This is a genomic window from Candidatus Defluviilinea gracilis (genome assembly GCF_057138825.1).
This window is the reverse complement of sequence record NZ_DBNHEF010000067.1, coordinates 88326-105443: the sequence shown is the minus strand read 5'-3', so window position 1 is coordinate 105443 and position 17118 is coordinate 88326. Positions and strand designations below refer to the sequence as shown.

Sequence of the window (17118 nt, the reverse complement as noted above, 5' to 3'; positions counted from 1 at the left end):
TTTTTCCAAAACCTGCGGGACGTGAATGTTTATTGACTCAGGTCAATCGTCTCGCCGCCGTATTCGCCGGTGAGCGTCATCGAGCCGTCGTTGTAATTGCTGGTGTAGGTGAGTGTGCCGGTTTTGTCTCCGCTCACTTTCGCCTCAAACGTGAGGAGTCTGGCGCTGTAATCGAAACCGCCCGCGCCTGTGATGGCAAAGCCTTTCGTGAATTGACACTTGTCGTACGTATACTTCTCGCCCGCGTCGCTGGGACCGAAGGTGAACGAGCCGCCATACGGACAGGCAAAGGATGTGTCTTCGGTGAAGCCGTTGTAATAATATTCAGGCTCGATCGAGAGCTCGGTGTCGATCGCCGAGAAAATGTCGAGCGGGTTATCGTACTCGCTTGCTTTCGGGGACATGCGCGGCACATACGCGCTGATGACCGACGGGTCCCACTCGCAGACGATCTCGCGCTGTTCGGGAAGTTCTCCATTGACCATGAAGTTGGTGATGTAATCGTCGGGGCATTCGTTGCCGAAGCCGTAGATGGAATGACGCCCGCCTTCCACATACAGGTGATAACCGTTATCTAAACGTTCAAACACGGCTTTGCCTTGCGCGAAGGGAGTCGCCGGGTCGAGGGTGGCGTTCAGCACGAACGTCGGGACGCCTGGCGCGGTGAGCGGCTCGCGTGTGACGACCTCTTTCGGGGCGCTGGGCCAGTACGCGCAATATAAGCCGGTGTACACGCCGCCATCTATACGCGGAACGGTTCCATTCGATGCTTGTCCTGCTTCGATGGTCTGCTTGATCCGCTCTTCGGGCGTGCCGCTAAAATACGAATCGTCGGTGCAGTTCACGCCGGTGAACATCGTGTCTGAGAAGGTGGAGTCTCCCAGATATTCGTCGGTGGCGGGGTCAACGGTGGCTTGTATATAAAATAATCGCGCCATTGGAACCATGTCGCCCTCGTTGGCAGATGCCAGCGCGCGCAAGAAGAGCATCCGCCCGCCGAGCGCATACATCTGATAAGCGGCGGTAAATTCCAATTGACCGAAGGTGAATTTCTTTTTTACGGTTTTGCCCGAAGCGAGCGGATATTCATAGGCGATCGCTTTCTCCGCGAGTTTTGACGCGAGCGAATCGTACGCCGCCAGCGCGTTGCCGCCCAACTCTGCCGCGCAGGCTTCGTCGGCATCGCAGGCTTTGAGGGTCGCCACGAGGACTTCATCGAAGGCTTTTTCTTGCGCGAGCGCGCCTTCTTCGCCGTTCAACGTGAGGTCAATCGTCCCATCGAGGATCAAGCCCGCCAGATGATCCGCGTGAGCCGCGGCGTAGGTCTGCGCGACGGAGGTGCCATAACTGACGCCGTACAGCCAGAACTTGTCGTCGCCGACCAATTGACGGAACGATTCGATATCTTCCGCTACTTGGTTCGTTCCGTAGTAGACCAGTTTCGCCGGGTCAATGCCGATCTCTGCAACGCAACTATCCACAAAGGTCCGGGCTTCGTCAATCGCGTCTTGTTGTTCGGCGGGCGTATCGTAGCCTTCTTCGCCGGCTGTGTCATCGTAATTCAGGGAACTCGAGAAGTCTTTCTCATACGCCTTCGGGCAGGCTAACTCGCTGGAGAGACCGATTCCGCGCTGGTCGAAGTAGACGATATCAAAGTGTTCGAGGATCCCCTCGGGAAACCAGCCCAAGCCGCCGGAACTGATCCCTTCGCCGCCGGGTCCGCCGGGGAAGGCTTGCACGAACATGCCGTAGCGTTCGCCGGTCGCCTGCGAAACGGCAAACGCCACATTGATCGTTTCGGTATTTGCCGCGTCGAAATGATTCAACGGTACGGGAATGGTCACGCATGTGAAGTCGGGGTTTTCCTCGCAGGGAGCGCCGTTCAAGCGTTCGAGCAGTCCAGCCATGTCGCCGTTTTGAGTGGTCGTGACTTTCGTCGGCGGCGCGGTCGGGGGTGGAGCGGTCGGCGTCGGCGTATTGAGCAAGCCGCCGAAGTTGCAAGCGAGCGCAAACAACGACAGGCTGGTCAGCAAGACAAATAGTTTATTTCGAGACATTGGGTTTTACCTCTGTTCATTTGGATGGGTAACGCTGGATTTTATATGCGCCGATCATTCCACGCAAGAACCAAAAGTAAGCCTATGTTCTGGTTGAGGGGTTTTCCAACAAAGCGTTTTAGCCACACCGTTCGTGCCGCGAGCACGACGGTGCGAGACGGCAGAGCGCGCAGAGAACTTTGAGATTCTTTCTCAATAAAGAAACCCCTTTCCGTGGTTTCCGTGAAATCCGTGTGCAAAAATTCACCCCCATTTTCACAGACGATTTTTTCTTGAACTCGTTTTATTCGCCTTCGAGTGTTCGCGCGGTGATCTTGAACTGCGGAGGATTCTCCAACGTCTTCTTCACCTTGCACAACTCCGCCGAACGGATCAACGCGCCGAGATATTGTTTCGGAAACGCGGGCGGGACTTGAATCTCAAGTTCGATCGTATCGGCGTGGACGCGCTGAACGATGCGGACGCCTTCGGTGGGCAGGTTGCGCTGGCGGCAAAAGCCGAGGATGTAGATTCCCGCGCATGTGCCGAGAGAGGCGAGAAATAACTCAAAGGGCGAAGGCGCCGAATCGTCGCCGCCTCCGCTCCTCGGTTGGTCGGTGTGAACAAGATGCCCTCGCACATGCGCGTCCACGCGCGCGCCGCCGGGGAAGTCGATCAATATTTCCATACGCTACTCCAAAATAAGTTTTGCGTAGATATTGACATCGCAAAGAACGCCGTTCGTATATGTGTTTTATAATGTATCGCACAGGATGGATGTCACATCCCTTCAAAGGAGAACAACATGGCAGACAAACGACCTTCGCAGATTGTGCCGTCGCCGCAAGGCGGAATGGTACGCGACCTCGTCACGCGACTCAAATTGATCGGGCGGCTGATGGCAGACCGCCGCGTAAGTATTTTTGTAAAACTTTTGCCGCTGGCTTCGCTTGCCTATCTTTTTTCGCCGGTCGATCTGATGCCGGGCGTGGTTCTGCCGGTCATCGGCGCGCTCGACGACGCGGCGGTGTTGTGGATCGGCTCGACTCTCTTTGTGGAACTTTGCCCGCCCAAAGTGGTCGAAGAACACATGAATCAACTCACCGATAACACGGACGATTCATCGAACGATGATGTGGTGGATGCCGAATCAACCGACGTGGACGACAGATGAAGCGATACCTGATCCTGTTAATTCTTCCAATCCTTGCATGTAATGGATTAAGTACGCCGCTTCCTCCTCCGACGGGTGGACCTGCCTCGCCCACGTCAACCGGCGTCTCGCCTACGCAACCGCCCCCGCTGACTCCGGCGCCGCCGACCGAGCCCAACGCATCCACCTTCCCCAACGCGGACGCGTACACATGGCAGTTCGTCGCTGATGGACTCGAACGCCCGGTAGACCTCCAACCCGATCCGCAAGGTCGTTTATGGATCGTGGAAAAATTGGGTCACATCCACCTCTTCCAAAATGGGCAATTGAACATTGACACGCCCTTCCTCAACATCGAAGACCGCGTCAACGACGAGTCGAATGAAATGGGGTTGCTGGGGCTGGCATTGCATCCGAACTTTGCGCAGAACGGATACTTCTACGTCAACTACACCGGCGCGCGCGGCGATACGTTCATCTCGCGTTTCACCGCCGGTGAAAATTCTGTAGACCCCAACAGCGAACTGATTCTGTTGCGCGTCAAACAGCCGTACCCGAACCATAACGGCGGCACGATGAACTTCGGACCCGATGGCTACTTGTACATGGGTCTCGGCGACGGAGGCTCCGGCGGCGACCCGGAAGGCAACGGTCAATCGTTGGATACCCTGCTCGGAAAAATTTTACGCATTGACGTGGACTCGAAAGAGCCTTATGCCGTTCCCGCCGATAACCCGTTCGGTAACGAAATTTGGGCGTACGGTTTGCGCAACCCGTGGCGTATGTCGTTCGACTCGGCGACCGGCGATCTATACATCGGCGATGTGGGGCAGGGCGATTGGGAAGAGATTGACATCATCCCCGCCGGTTCGCGCGGCGGCGAAAACTTCGGCTGGAATTACCGCGAAGGCGCGCACGATTTTGAAGGCGGCGGGCCCGCCGATATGATCGACCCCATCGCGGAATATGATCACGGCGAAGGCGGATGCTCCGTCACTGGCGGCTACGTCTATCGCGGCGCGATGCCTGAATGGAACGGCATCTATCTTTACGGCGATTACTGCACCGGGCAGGTCTGGGGCTTGATCCGCTCCGGGGAGGCGTGGCAGAATCAATTGTTGTACGACACGGACTTCACCATCACATCCTTCGGGCAGGATAAAAATGGGGAGTTGTATATCCTCACCGACGGAGGCGAGGTGTATGTTTTGGATCCCAAGTAGAGGGTGCTAGTCGCATATATGCGATTCGTCACCCGAACGGATGACGCGTGTCACTTTTTAGCGTCCTCTGTTTTTTCTATACTAAAGGCATGGATTCGAAAATAGGTTCTTGACGCAGTTGTGCTGCGTCAAGGCATGCGACAGTTCCACTGTCGCATGAACTTTTGTGAACCGCTGATCATAAGAGCATAGATTCGGAGGCGTTCATGGCTCAGAAGAAGTGGCAGATTCGTAAAACGATCTATTGCGAGCACGCCGGGCGGGATGTGGTTCTGGAGACCCAGATTATCGTCCCATCTGCAATGCTCCCAGACCAGCCGCCGCGCGTCATTGCCCATCGTTGTTCCAACGCGATCGAGTGCAACAAGATCGAAAAAATGACTTGCGCCCTGTGCGGCACTAATCCGAATCATCAGGTATCCTAAAGTGACGCGCGTTTCTCCCGCGCGGTATCACTCTCTCCTCCCTTCTCTATTGGTCCGTGGCAACCCCGCCTGCGCAGGCGGGGTTCGCCATTTCATTCGTAAGGGCGATCAGGGGAGGCTTCTATAGTTATTCAGCACCCTCATATAATTCGCCCGTTCGAACGCTTCCGGCTCCTTGACCGACTTCTGACTCATGCTCCCTTGCATTTGCCGGATGGATTCGTATTCCCGTTCCTTCATCCACGCTTCGAGATAAGCGAGGATCGGACCGATGGTGTCTTCGCCGAACTGAAGTAAATTCGACGCCATCATCGCCACCTTTGCCCCCGCCATCATTGCTTTTAATACATCGGTGTACGCATGAACGCCGCTGGTCAGCGCAAAATCAACATTCAACTTTCCGTGCAGGATCGATATCCAGCGCAAGGGCAGCCTCAACTCGGAGGAGGTGCTCAAATCCAAACTGTGGAGGATTTCCAACTCATCCAGGTCGAAATCGGGCTGGTAGAAGCGATTGAATAACACAAGCCCATCCGCGCCCGCTTCGACGAGTCGTTTCGTGAAGTTGGGAATCGATGTGACAAACGGGCTGATCTTCACCGCCAGCGGAATCTTGATCGCGGATTTCACTTCCGCCACCAGATCCACTTGCATATCCTCGATGTCGTTCGAAGTGACATTGATGTCGGTGGGGATGTAGTACATGTTGAGTTCAAGCGCGTCCGCCCCCGCTTCTTCGATGCGGCGCGCGTAATCCGTCCAGCCGCCTTTGGAAACGCCGTTCAGGCTGCCAATGACCGGGATGGTCAATGCCTTTTTCAAGCCAGCCACATGATTCAAATATTTTTCAGGGCTAATCCCGTACATGCCGCCGTCGGGCAGATACGATAACGCCTCGGCGAACGAATTACTGCCGCGATTGAGATAGTGATCCAACTCGAGGCTTTCGTGGATGATCTGCTCCTCGAACAGCGAATACATCACAATAGCGGAAATTCCCGCTGCCTCGAGCTTTTTCGCGCGGTCGATCTTGCGTGAAAGAGGGGAGGCAGACGCAACGAGGGGATTTCGAAGGTTCAGACCCAGATAAGTGGTGGAAAGATCCGTCATATCATTTTCCTTTTGGATGATCGGGCGATCTCGTCGAATTGAGCGGGCGCATCACGATCACCTGCATACGTGTCTACCTGTTTACGTGTCTACCTGTCTACCTATTTACGTGTTTCCCTGTTTACCCGTCCCGTTCCCATACTGCATCGCCGCCATCTGTTGATACAACGCCCAGCGCGATTTCGCGTCCTTTTGGGCGTCTCGCATCAACTCTTCGGCGCGTTCTTCATCCATCTGCGTCAACATCTTGTAACGGGTCTCATTATAAGCATAGTGCGAGAAGGGGACGCTCGGCTCCTTCGACTCGATGACCAGCGGGTTTTCTCCCTGCCCCGCAAGGCGCGGATCATATCGGAACAGGGACCAGTGACCCGATTGCACGGCAAGTTTGGTCTGGTCGAGGCTTCTCGCCATGTCGTATCCGTGCGCAATACACGGACTGTAAGCGATGATCAACGAAGGACCATCGTAGGCTTCGGCTTCGAGGAACGCCTTCAACGTTTGCTGGTCGTTCGCGCCCATGGCAATTTTTGCCACATATACATATCCGTACGACATGGCGAGCAAACCCAGATCTTTCTTCGGCATCGCCTTGCCGCCCATGGCGAACTTGGCGACCGCCGCTCGTGGCGTGGCTTTGCTTGCCTGCCCGCCCGTGTTGGAATAGACCTCGGTATCAAGCACCAGAATGTTCACGTTGCGCCCGCTCGCCATCACATGATCGAGACCGCCGTAGCCGATATCGTACGCCCAGCCGTCGCCGCCGATGATCCACACCGATTTTTTCACGAGCGCATCGGCGACGCTGATCAAATCCTTCGCTTTGGAGTCATTTGATTCGGACAGTTTGTTTTTCAACGCGGTCACGCGCTCGCGTTGCGCTTCGATGCCCGCGTCGTCGCTTTGATCGGCATGCAGGATGGCTTCGACAAGATCGTTGCCGAGTTCATTTTCCATGGCGCGGAGAATTTCACGCGCATATTCATTTTGTTTATCGAGCGTCAGCCGCATTCCCAAACCGAACTCGGCGTTATCCTCGAACAGCGAGTTCGACCACGCGGGACCGCGTCCGTTCGCATCCACAGACCACGGCGTGGTGGGGAGGTTGCCTCCATAGATCGAAGAACAGCCTGTGGCATTTGCAATAACCGCCCGGTCGCCGAATAACTGCGAGACCAACTTCACGTAGGGCGTCTCGCCGCATCCCGCGCAGGCGCCGCTGAACTCGAACAACGGGCGAAGCAATTGCGAATTCTTGATCGTCGATGGGTTGATCAGCTTTCGGTCCAAATCGGGAATCCGCATGAAGAAATCCCAGTTCTTCGCTTCCGCTTCGCGCAGAGGCGGCTGGGGCTCCATGTTGATGGCGCGGCGCCCCACTTGCGATTTATCCTTCACGGGGCAAGCCTCCACGCACAACGTGCAACCCGTGCAATCCTCCGGCGCCACTTGCACGGTGTAAGCGTATCCCGCAGAAAACTCCTTGAATTTCGACGGCATGTGTTTGAACGATTCGGGCGCGTCTGCCAAAGCCACCTCGCTATACACTTTATGACGGATCACCGCGTGCGGGCACACGATCACGCACTTACCGCACTGGATGCACAACTTCTCGTCCCACACGGGAATTTCCAGCGCGATGTTGCGCTTCTCCCATTGCGATGTCGCCAGCGGATACGTCCCGTCGTTCGGAAGCGCGGAGACGGGAATCTCATCGCCCTCGAATTGGATCATCCGCCCCAGCACATCCTTCACAAATTCGGGCGCTTCCTTCGGGACGGGGGACCGCCTCGCCGCCTCCGACGTGATCGCCGCCGGAACGTTCACCTCGTACAGATTCTCCAGCGTTCGATCCACCGCCTCGAAGTTTTTCTTGACGACAGCCTCGCCGCGCTTGCCGTACGTTTTCTCGATGGCGCGTTTGATCTCGGCAATCGCCTGCTCGCGCGGAAGCACGCCGCTGATGGCGAAGAACGCCGTCTGCATGATGGTGTTGACGCGCTGTCCCATGCCCGCCTTTTCCGCCACGCCATACCCGTTGATCACATGAAACTTGAGTTTCTTCGCGATGATATCCTTTTGCGCCTCGCTCGGCAGATAATCCCAAACCTCATCGGGACCGTACAAACTGTTGAGCAGGAAGACCGCGCCTTCTTTGGCGTACTTCAGCATATCGAACCGTTCGAGGAAGTTGAACTGGTGGCACGCCACGAAGTTTGCCTGATTGGCTTCGATGAGATACGGCGCCTGAATCGGCTTGGGACCAAACCGCAAATGCGAGGTGGTCATCTGACCCGATTTTTTCGAGTCGTACACGAAGTAACCCTGCGCGTAATTCGCGGTCTCTTCGCCGATGATCTTGATGGAGTTCTTGTTCGCTCCCACCGTGCCATCCGAACCCAACCCAAAGAACACACAGCGGATGGTCTGATCGTCTTCGATGGAATAATTCTTATCGTGGGTCAGGCTTGTGTTGCTGACATCATCGTTGATGCCGACGGTGAAATGATTCTTCGGCTCAGGCTTGGATAATTCATCCAGCGTGGCTTTGACCATCGCTGGCGTAAACTCTTTCGAGGAAAGTCCATAGCGCCCGCCGATTACCCTGACCTGCGACCCTTCGACTTCGCTCAGGGCAAGCCTTTGACTTTCGACCAAAGCATTGACAATATCCAAATACAACGGCTCGCCCAACGCGCCGGGTTCCTTCGTTCGATCCAGCACGGCGATCTGCTTCACCGATTGCGGCAACGCTTTGATGAAATGTTCCATCGAAAACGGACGATACAATCTCACGCGCAAAACGCCGACCTTTTCGCCTCTTTCCACAAGATGCTTCACCGTCGCTTCGGCGGTTTCGCCGCCCGAACCCATGAGAATGACAACGCGTTCCGCTTCAGGGTGGCCGGCGTAATCGAAGAGATGATAGCGCCGCCCGGTCACTTGCGCGAACTTGTCCATCATCTCCTGCGCGATGGCGGGCGTCGCCGCATAAAACGGATTCACAGTCTCGCGCGCCTGAAAGTAGACATCGGGATTCTGCGCGGTGCCGCGCAGGATGGGTCGCGCGGGGGTGAGGGCGCGCGCCCGATGAGCGCGAATCAATTCCCCGTCGAGAAGGAGGCGGAGTTCGTCATCCGTCAGACAAAAGATTTTAGCGACTTCGTGCGAGGTGCGGAATCCGTCGAAGAAATGGAGGAACGGCACGCGCGTTTTGAGCGTGGACATTTGGGCGATGGCGGTAAAGTCGTGCGCCTCTTGCACAGAGCCGCTTGCGAGCATCGCCCAACCCGTCTGACGCACAGCCATCACATCTTGATGATCGCCGAAGATCGAAAGTCCCTGCGCGGCGATGGAACGCGCCGCCACATGGAAGACCGCGCTGGTGAGTTCACCCGCGATCTTGTACATGTTGGGGATCATCAGCAAAAGCCCCTGCGAGGCGGTGAAGGTGGTAGTGAGCGCGCCCGTTTGCAACGCGCCGTGGACCGCGCCCGCCGCGCCGCCTTCGGATTGCATCTCGATCACGAGAGGGATCGTGCCCCACAAATTCGGTTTGCCCTTTGCCGACCACTCGTCGGCGAATTCGCCCATGGCGGAGGAGGGTGTGATGGGGTAGATGGCGATGACTTCGCTCAAACGATGCGCGACCGATGCTGTGGCTTCGTTGCCGTCGACCATGATGATGGGATTATCCATGCTGGCTCCTTGAAATTTTCTCTGGCGCAAGTGTAGCCCCCGGCGATGCGAATCGTTAGTTATGAATGACTTAAATCCCCCGCATGTTGTCACGTATTGGATGATAATTGACGGAATTCGGGAGACGACGAATGAATTTGTGTGTTATATCTTTCACGCCGAGGAAACATGCCCGCCTTCAAGTAACTCTTCTTTAGTAGGCGGCTAAAAAAATCCGTAAGTTGGTTTCTGTGATTGAAACTTTACGTCTCTTCAGCCACACTACTTGTTCTCGTTCTTGAGAATCTTCTCAATTTCACCCACAATCATCGGCAAGTCTTCCAGAATGGTTTTCCAGACGACTTCCATGTTGATGCCAAAGTATTGATGGACGAGTTTGTTGCGCATTCCCCGAATATCGCGCCACGGGAGAGATGGATGTTTTGACCTGATCTCATCAGGGACGTTCGTTGCGGCTTCCCCGATGACTTCCACAGCCCGAATGACAGCATACACGGTCTTGTTATCTTTGGAAAACGCATCGTAGTCCATGCCCTTGACGAATCCAATGGCTAGCTGTGCGTTTTCCAGCATATCCCGTAAATAATCTATATACTCCCGACTCATACCGGCATAGCCTCTTTCAGGATACTTTTCCCGATGGCGGGCTTGAGGGAGTCCTTCATCACCAAATCCACTTTGATGCCGAGCAAATCTGAGAGTTGGTTTTCGAGATGTACAAACATCAGCAGGCTTGGGGCTTTTGTGAAGGTCACTAGAATGTCAAGATCACTATCTTTTCGTTCTTCATGGCGGATGTGCGAGCCAAAGATTTCCAACGCGGCGACGTTGTATTGCTCCATAAGGCGAGGGCGTTGCTCACGGAGAATTTGAATGAATCCTTGCAGGCGTGAACTCATTGCCATATTTCATATTATACAACAGTGTTTTCTGTGAGTTGCCAGATCCGTCGGACTCCCAAGGGCAATCGCATTTGGATTTTTTGTCCGCTAATCCTCACGAATTCACGCTAATCTTTCTCGGAAAAATTCGCGCAGATTGGCGAAGATTAGCGGATTCGAAGGCAAAACACCGTGTTTTGAGCCTCGAGATTTTCTAATGCGATTACCCTATCGGAATCCCAAGCGACGAAAGATCAATTTCCGTGTTTTACCGGTCAAATCGAGGAGATTTTCATGCCCGCCTTCAAACAACTCTTTTGGAAACATTGGTATCAATATCTCACGCGGCGCGTTGGCAATGCGCCGGTCACGTTTTTGAATTATGGCTTCTGGCCCCCCGAAGGCGAGACCGTCAAACTCCAGCCTGAGGATGAGATCAACCGCGCGGCGATCCAGCTCTATCATCACGTTGCCAGCGGCGATGACCTCAAAGATAAAAATGTGCTTGAAGTCAGTTGCGGACATGGCGGCGGCGCGTCGTTCGTCAAGCGTTATCACAAGCCCAAATCCTATACCGCCATTGACCAGAATCAAAATGCCATCGCATACAACCGCAAGACGCATGGCGCCCTCGGCATAGACTTCTGCACCGGCGATGCGCAGTCGCTCGACTTCCCTGAGAATCATTTCGACGCGGTCCTCAACGTGGAGGCTTCGCATTGTTATCCGCGGCAGGAGGCGTTCTTCCATTCTGTGCATCGCGTGCTTCGGCGCGGCGGAAAATTTCTCTATGCCGATTTCCGCACGGTGGCAGATGAGCCGAAGGTCGAGCGCGACATCCGCGCGGCGGGGTTCAACGTCCACTCGAAGACCGACATCACCGCGCATGTGTTGAGCGCGCTCACCCGCAACAGCGAACGCTACCGCGCCCTCGCGCATCAATTCGCGCCGAAGATCTTGCATCCCTTCGTGGAAATGTTCGCGGCGGTGGAGGGGAGCAGTATCTACAACATGTTCGTCAATCGGGATTACATCTACTTCTCGTACCAACTCTCCAAAGCGGACTGACGCTTCATTCTCCGGTTTTACCTGCCTCGCCCGCGGAAACTTTTCCTCAGCCTTGACATCCTCCCGTTTCCGTTCAAGTATCTCCAGCAGTTCAACTGCTGGAGAAACACGGAGTCAACGATGCGTTTGAAAGAATCACAAGCCTTGACATCCTCCCGTTTCCGCAGATAATACACCCCAACAGGCGACCCCATTTTAAAGGCTGGGACAGAGGAAAGTACACCGGCAAAGGTTGTTAGAGAGGCGCGAGCAATGGCTGAAACCCGCGCTCAACCAAACCCGGTCGAAGTTCCCTCTCGAGCCGTTCGTGTGAACGTGCGACAAAATTAATTTTGTCGTACCGCGTAGCCAGAACCGTTTTCTCAACGTTACAAGAGATGCCGATGACTGTCGGCGCAAAGCGAATCGTTCTGATGAAGGATGGTTAACTTGGGTGGTACCGCGAGAATTCCCTCTCGTCCCATTTTGTGGACGGGAGGTTTTTGTTTGGCGAAGAGCAGAGAGCAGAGAATAGAGAATAGAGATTAGTTCCACTGAAAAGATTGCTATCCACTTATCTACTTATCTACTTATCTACTTTCTATTCTCTCCTCATCTTGATTTTGGAGGCAGTATGTTAGATCAATTGAACGAAATCGAAAAATCCGCGCTGGAGGCTTTGCAATCCATCACGGAGTCGACCGCGCTGGAGGCTTGGCGCGTGTCGCATCTTGGGCGCAGTTCCCCGCTGATGACGGTCTTTGCCGGGTTGGGGAAACTGTCGAAGGAGGAGCGACCAGTTGTAGGTCAGGGAGCGAACCGTGTGAAAGTGGCGTTAGAGTCCGCGCTGGAGGAGAGGTCGAAGATCGTGAAAGAAGCCGCGCTGGCGAAATCCCTCGAAGAAGACGCGTTGGATGTGACGTTGCCCGGACGAGGCGTGCATGTCGGCAGACTGCATCCGTCTACGCAACAGTTGCGAAAAGTGTTGAGCATTCTCGCGGACATGGGTTTTCAGGTGTACACGTCGCGCGAAGTGGAGACGGATGAATACAATTTTCAATTGCTGAACTTTCCGCCGAACCATCCCGCGCGCGATATGCAGGACACGTTTTTTGTCGAGGCGGAGGGACGCGGCGATAACCCGATCGTGTTGCGGACGCATACATCGCCGGGGCAGATTCATGCGATGCGTGAATACGCCGCGACGAATCCCGAGAACCCGCCGCCGATCCGAATCGCGTTGCCTGGGATGTGTTTTCGTTACGAGCAAATTACCGCGCGTTCCGAGATCCAATTCAATCAAGTGGAAGGACTCGTCGTTGGCGAGAACATCACCTTCGCCGACTTGAAAGGCACGCTCGCCGATTTTGCGCGGCGCATGTTCGGTCAACACGCGCGCGTGCGATTCCGCGCGTCGTATTTTCCGTTTACCGAACCCTCCGCCGAAGTGGATGTGGAATGTTTCGTCTGCGGCGGCAAGGGATGCGGCGTGTGCAAAAATTCAGGCTGGCTCGAAATTTTGGGTTGCGGCATGGTGCATCCCGTCGTGTTGCAAAACGGAGGCTATGACCCGTCGCGTTATTCGGGTTTCGCGTGGGGCATGGGACCTGAACGTCAGTTGATGTTGAGATACAAGATTGACGACATCCGTTATTTCTGGGGAAACGATTTGCGTTTCCTTGAACAGTTCTAAAGAACAGAGAATTGGAGAATTAGAGAATTCTCTATTTCTCTAATTCTCTTTTGTGCAAAGGATAAATTTATGAAAGTACCTATTTCTTGGCTGAAAGATTATATTGACTTAGAGGGCTTGTCTGTTGAAGATATTGCCCGCAAGTTGACGTTGGCTGGTCTCGAAGTGGATGAGATCAAGTATGCGGGCTTGCCAATGCCCGAATATAAAGACGGCGAAAAGCACGAGTTCAAGACCAGCGGCATTGCGTGGGATAAAGAAAAACTCGTGGTGGCGGAGATCCGCGAGGTGAAAGAGCATCCCAACGCGGACCGATTGACTCTGCTTGATCTATTCGACGGCAAGGAGAGTCAAACCGTGTTGACGGGCGCGCCGAATATCTTCCACCTGAAAGGGACGGGCAAACTCGACAAGCCGATCAAAGCCGCGTACGCGAAAGAGGGGACAACCCTCTACGACGGTCATGCGGAGGGCTTGCAGTTGATGACCCTCAAACGGACAAAGATCCGCGGCGTGGAATCGTATTCGATGGTTTGCTCCGAAAAAGAACTTGGAATCTCCGAAGAACACGAGGGCATCATCCTGCTCGACGACGATGCTCCTGTGGGAATGTCTCTCGCCGATTACATGGGCGACGCCGTGCTGGATATTTCCGTTGCGCCGAACATGGCGCGGAATGCGAACGTGATCGGTATCGCGAGGGAGTTGGCGGCGTTGACGGGGCGAGAAATGCGTAGACACGGAAACACGGAAACACGTAAACAGGTAAAGAACGCAGTACGCAATACGCAGTCCGTAACTGAACTCGTCGAAATCGAAGTCACCAGCCCTGAACTCAATCCGCGCTTTGTGGCGGGATTGATCCGCGATATTGAAATTAAGCCGAGTCCATATCACATTCAGCGGAGATTGAGGCTGGCGGGGATGCGTCCCATCAGCAACATCGTGGATGCGACCAACTACGCGATGCTTGACATCGGTCAACCGCTTCATGCGTTTGATTATGATGTGCTCGTTTCTCGCGTAGGACAAATTGCCAATTTGTCCAACCGTAAAATCAAGATCATCACCCGCGCCGCGAAGGATGGCGAGAAAATAAAAACCCTCGATGGAACGGAACGCGAACTCACATCCGCGAATGTTTTGGTGTGCGATGAAAAAGGTTCGCTAGCAATGGCAGGCGTGATGGGCGGCGAAGAATCGGAGGTCACCGAAAAGACGCGCGTAGTTTTGCTTGAAGGCGCGTCGTGGAATCCGATCGTCACTCGCAAAACGGCGCAACAGCACAATCTTCTCTCCGAAGCCTCGTTCCGTTTTTCGCGCGGAGTGCATCCCGCAATGGCGGAGCAAGGCGTGAAGCGCGGACTTGAACTCATGGCGGAATGGTCGGGCGGGCAGATCGCGCCTGATCTCGTGGATGTGTATCCGCTCAAGCCGAAGGACCCGACGATCACAGTCACGACGAAAGATGTGAAGCGTTTGCTCGGCATTGATCTCACCGCGAAACAAATTGCCGAACTCCTCGCGCGCCTCGAGTTTGAATGTAAAGTGGAAAAAGACTCTGTCAAAGCCAAAACGCCGCCGCATCGCCTCGACATCGGCGAAGGCGTTGTCGGTCTCGCGGATGTGTTGGAAGAGGTCGCGCGCGTCTATGGTTATGATCGCATCCCCGAAACGCGCATGTCCGATTCGCTCCCCCCGCAGATCGGCAATCCCAAACACGAGTGGGAGGAACATGCCCGCGATATTCTCACCAGCCTCGGCGTGCAGGAGGTCGTCAGTTATCGCATGACCTCGCCCGAACGCGAGAGTCGACTCATTGCGCACGATGAGTATGTCACGCTTGCGAATCCCATCGCGCCCGAGCGCCGCGTGATGCGCCGTAGTCTGCTCGCGTCGCTTTTGGAAAATGTCGAAAAGAACGCGCGCGCCGAATCGATTTCGATGTTCGAGATCGGTTCTGTATTCGAGCCGAACAAAAATAATTTACCTAACGAACCGCGTAAACTTGCAATCGCAATGACTGGATTACGGACTCGGTCCGCGTGGGATGTGAAGGATTCCGCTTCGTTCGATTTCTACGACATGAAAGGACGCCTCGAACTCCTGTTGAGCGGACTCCGCCTGAGCGGCATTTCCTACACCCCAACAGACGCTTCGCTATCGCTCAGCGTGACATATTTGCACCCAGGCAAATCTGCCGACGTGAAAGTGAACGGACAAATTGTCGGCGTGTTCGGTGAACTGCATCCGCTGGTGAAAGAGAAATATGATTTCGAAGATTCACCGGTCATCGTGGCTGAGTTTGATTTGGACGCTTTGCAAAGCGCGGCGCCTTCGTATGGAATCACGCCGGTTTCCGAATTCCCGCCTGTGCTTGAGGATATCGCCATCATCGTGGATGAATCGGTGGCGGCGGAACGCGTCGAAGGGCTGATCAGGCAGACCGGCGGAAAGACCGTCACCCGCGTCCGCTTGTTCGATGTCTACCGCGATGAAAAGATCGGCGCGGGGAAGAAGTCGCTGGCGTACAGTCTCACGTATCAATCCGAGAAGACGATGACCGATGCCGAGGCGGCGGCGATCCGCACGAAGATCGTGAAGCGGCTGGAGCATGAGGTCGGCGCGAAGTTACGCAGTTAATATTTGTTCATCCAGCAGTTCAACTGCTGGATGAACATAGGAACTTGATTTGCTTGGCAAATCGTGCTGGATGAACAAAAGAGTTACGCAGTTAGCGTTGAATGTTGTATACTTGAAAAAATTCAATTCAACGGAGAAAAAATGAACAACAAAAATACCGGTATGATCGCAACCATTGCAACCGCTGTGATTTGCGGGTGTTGCGCGTTATTCGCCTGCATTATGGGCATCGGCACGATTACGGGTAACGGAAGTTTCCAGTTAGGCGGTTCTTCCGGGCAAACGCCGCCCGCTTATGGATACGGCATGCTGTGCTTTTCGCTGATCGCCATCCTTATTCCAGTGGCGGTGGGTTTCTTCACGCTGCGGAAAAAGGCGGATGCGATAGACGCGACTCCGCCAACCACAGAATAGCAAAAACGGCGACCAGTTCTGGTCGCCGTTTTTTTTTCAGGACTTACGCAGTTGGCGGGCAATTGTACTGCCGCCGCAGTGCAACTACAGCGCAACAGGTTCAACTGCGTAAGTCCTATTTTTGTGAGTTGTTCCTACTGCACAACGATGGTCAACGTCATTGGGCAAAAGTAGTGGTTGTCGACAACCAATGACCAGCGAGTTGTGTATGAGCCGCTGTTTTTTGGCGTTTCCATTTCCACCGGCAGGTACACTTGCTTTCCCGAGTCCACGCCTTTAGGGATGCTGTACGATTCCACTTTGTGGAGTTTGTCGCCGCCGGTGTACACATAATCCATATTCACCCGGTACCAGTCGTTTCTGCCGATGTTTTTCACCAGCCAGGTGGCGGTGAAATCCTGCCGCGCCACGAGGATCGTGCCCTTGATCGGGTCGACCTCGCGCACCTCGCAGCCATATTCAGATTTGCTCGTTCCGCTGGTGATGTTGGTTAAAGTGGCGGTGCCAGAGGGACCAAGCCCGGGCAGGATGAAAATAAACGTGTTCGTCGGTGTAGGCGATGCTGTTTCAGTCGCGCCGGGCGTGTGAGTAAACGTCGCTGTGGCGGTTGATGTGGGCAAAGCCGCCGCAGTCTGTGAGGATGCGACGTTTGCCGTCTGCGCGATGAACGTGTTGATCGCGCCGGGGTCGGTCGTTGGAACAGGCTGTTGACCCGCCGCGGTTGGCAGGCAAGCCATTACCCATACCAATGCCGCCAGCCAGATCAACGCGTTCTTTTTCAGCATCATGGAAGC

At 54.7% G+C, this 17118-nt stretch carries 14 protein-coding genes and 1 other annotated feature; of the genes, 7 read left to right on the top strand and 7 right to left on the bottom strand.

All coding sequences use genetic code 11. From position 1 onward, the window contains the following. Window positions 1-29: 29 nt before the first annotated feature. On the bottom strand, window positions 30-2057 hold the full coding sequence (locus AC16KF_RS10720; protein ID WP_484037309.1) for an alpha/beta hydrolase: 2028 nt from the start codon (window positions 2055-2057) through the stop codon (window positions 30-32). 283 nt (window positions 2058-2340) lie between these two features. After that, window positions 2341-2724 (bottom strand): OsmC family protein, encoded by a 384-nt coding sequence (locus tag AC16KF_RS10715; protein ID WP_484037308.1) that lies wholly within the window; start codon window positions 2722-2724, stop codon window positions 2341-2343. Between the two features lie 117 nt (window positions 2725-2841). On the opposite strand from AC16KF_RS10715, the gene AC16KF_RS10710 reads away from it, so the two are divergent. The 3 genes from AC16KF_RS10710 to AC16KF_RS10700 all read left to right on the top strand — a co-directional run bounded on the left by AC16KF_RS10710 (window position 2842) and on the right by AC16KF_RS10700 (window position 4837). Further along, complete coding sequence (locus AC16KF_RS10710; RefSeq protein ID WP_484037307.1) at window positions 2842-3210, top strand: YkvA family protein; 369 nt, start codon at window positions 2842-2844, stop codon at window positions 3208-3210. Further along, window positions 3207-4412, top strand: coding sequence for a PQQ-dependent sugar dehydrogenase (locus AC16KF_RS10705; protein ID WP_484037306.1), 1206 nt, complete (start codon window positions 3207-3209; stop codon window positions 4410-4412). The genes AC16KF_RS10710 and AC16KF_RS10705 overlap by 4 nt, the downstream gene beginning before the upstream one ends. A gap of 206 nt (window positions 4413-4618) precedes the next feature. Next, window positions 4619-4837 carry a hypothetical protein gene (locus tag AC16KF_RS10700; protein WP_484037305.1) on the top strand — a complete coding sequence of 73 codons (219 nt, stop codon included), beginning with the start codon at window positions 4619-4621 and terminating at the stop codon, window positions 4835-4837. A gap of 108 nt (window positions 4838-4945) precedes the next feature. Here AC16KF_RS10700 and AC16KF_RS10695 read toward each other — a convergent pair whose 3' ends face one another. The 4 genes from AC16KF_RS10695 to AC16KF_RS10680 form a co-directional block, all read right to left on the bottom strand. After that, complete coding sequence (locus tag AC16KF_RS10695) at window positions 4946-5947, bottom strand: dihydroorotate dehydrogenase-like protein (RefSeq protein ID WP_484037304.1); 1002 nt, start codon at window positions 5945-5947, stop codon at window positions 4946-4948. A gap of 105 nt (window positions 5948-6052) precedes the next feature. After that, window positions 6053-9646, bottom strand: coding sequence for a pyruvate:ferredoxin (flavodoxin) oxidoreductase (nifJ, locus tag AC16KF_RS10690; RefSeq protein WP_484037303.1), 3594 nt, complete (start codon window positions 9644-9646; stop codon window positions 6053-6055). Between the two features lie 261 nt (window positions 9647-9907). Then, the gene (locus AC16KF_RS10685; protein ID WP_484037302.1) at window positions 9908-10252 is read right to left on the bottom strand and encodes a HepT-like ribonuclease domain-containing protein; all 345 of its coding nucleotides are present in this window, start codon (window positions 10250-10252) and stop codon (window positions 9908-9910) included. Beyond that, a complete protein-coding gene (locus AC16KF_RS10680) occupies window positions 10249-10545 on the bottom strand; it encodes a nucleotidyltransferase family protein (RefSeq protein ID WP_484037301.1) in 297 nt (98 codons plus the stop codon). The genes AC16KF_RS10685 and AC16KF_RS10680 overlap by 4 nt, the downstream gene beginning before the upstream one ends. A 276-nt stretch (window positions 10546-10821) precedes the next feature. Between AC16KF_RS10680 and AC16KF_RS10675 the strand changes: the two genes are divergently transcribed. The 4 genes from AC16KF_RS10675 (at window position 10822) to AC16KF_RS10660 (ending at window position 16324) form a co-directional block, all read left to right on the top strand. Then, complete coding sequence (locus AC16KF_RS10675; protein WP_484037300.1) at window positions 10822-11595, top strand: class I SAM-dependent methyltransferase; 774 nt, start codon at window positions 10822-10824, stop codon at window positions 11593-11595. Window positions 11596-11790: 195 nt separating this feature from the next. Beyond that, window positions 11791-12061: a binding site (T-box leader), on the top strand. 147 nt (window positions 12062-12208) lie between these two features. After that, complete coding sequence (gene pheS, locus AC16KF_RS10670; RefSeq protein ID WP_484037299.1) at window positions 12209-13267, top strand: phenylalanine--tRNA ligase subunit alpha; 1059 nt, start codon at window positions 12209-12211, stop codon at window positions 13265-13267. Window positions 13268-13336: 69 nt separating this feature from the next. Further along, on the top strand, window positions 13337-15910 hold the full coding sequence (gene pheT, locus AC16KF_RS10665; RefSeq protein ID WP_484037298.1) for a phenylalanine--tRNA ligase subunit beta: 2574 nt from the start codon (window positions 13337-13339) through the stop codon (window positions 15908-15910). 141 nt (window positions 15911-16051) lie between these two features. Continuing rightward, the gene (locus AC16KF_RS10660) at window positions 16052-16324 is read left to right on the top strand and encodes a hypothetical protein (RefSeq protein WP_484037297.1); all 273 of its coding nucleotides are present in this window, start codon (window positions 16052-16054) and stop codon (window positions 16322-16324) included. 134 nt (window positions 16325-16458) lie between these two features. Here AC16KF_RS10660 and AC16KF_RS10655 read toward each other — a convergent pair whose 3' ends face one another. Further along, window positions 16459-17112, bottom strand: a complete 654-nt coding sequence (locus AC16KF_RS10655; RefSeq protein ID WP_484037296.1) for an NBR1-Ig-like domain-containing protein — start codon at window positions 17110-17112, stop codon at window positions 16459-16461. Window positions 17113-17118: the final 6 nt, after the last annotated feature.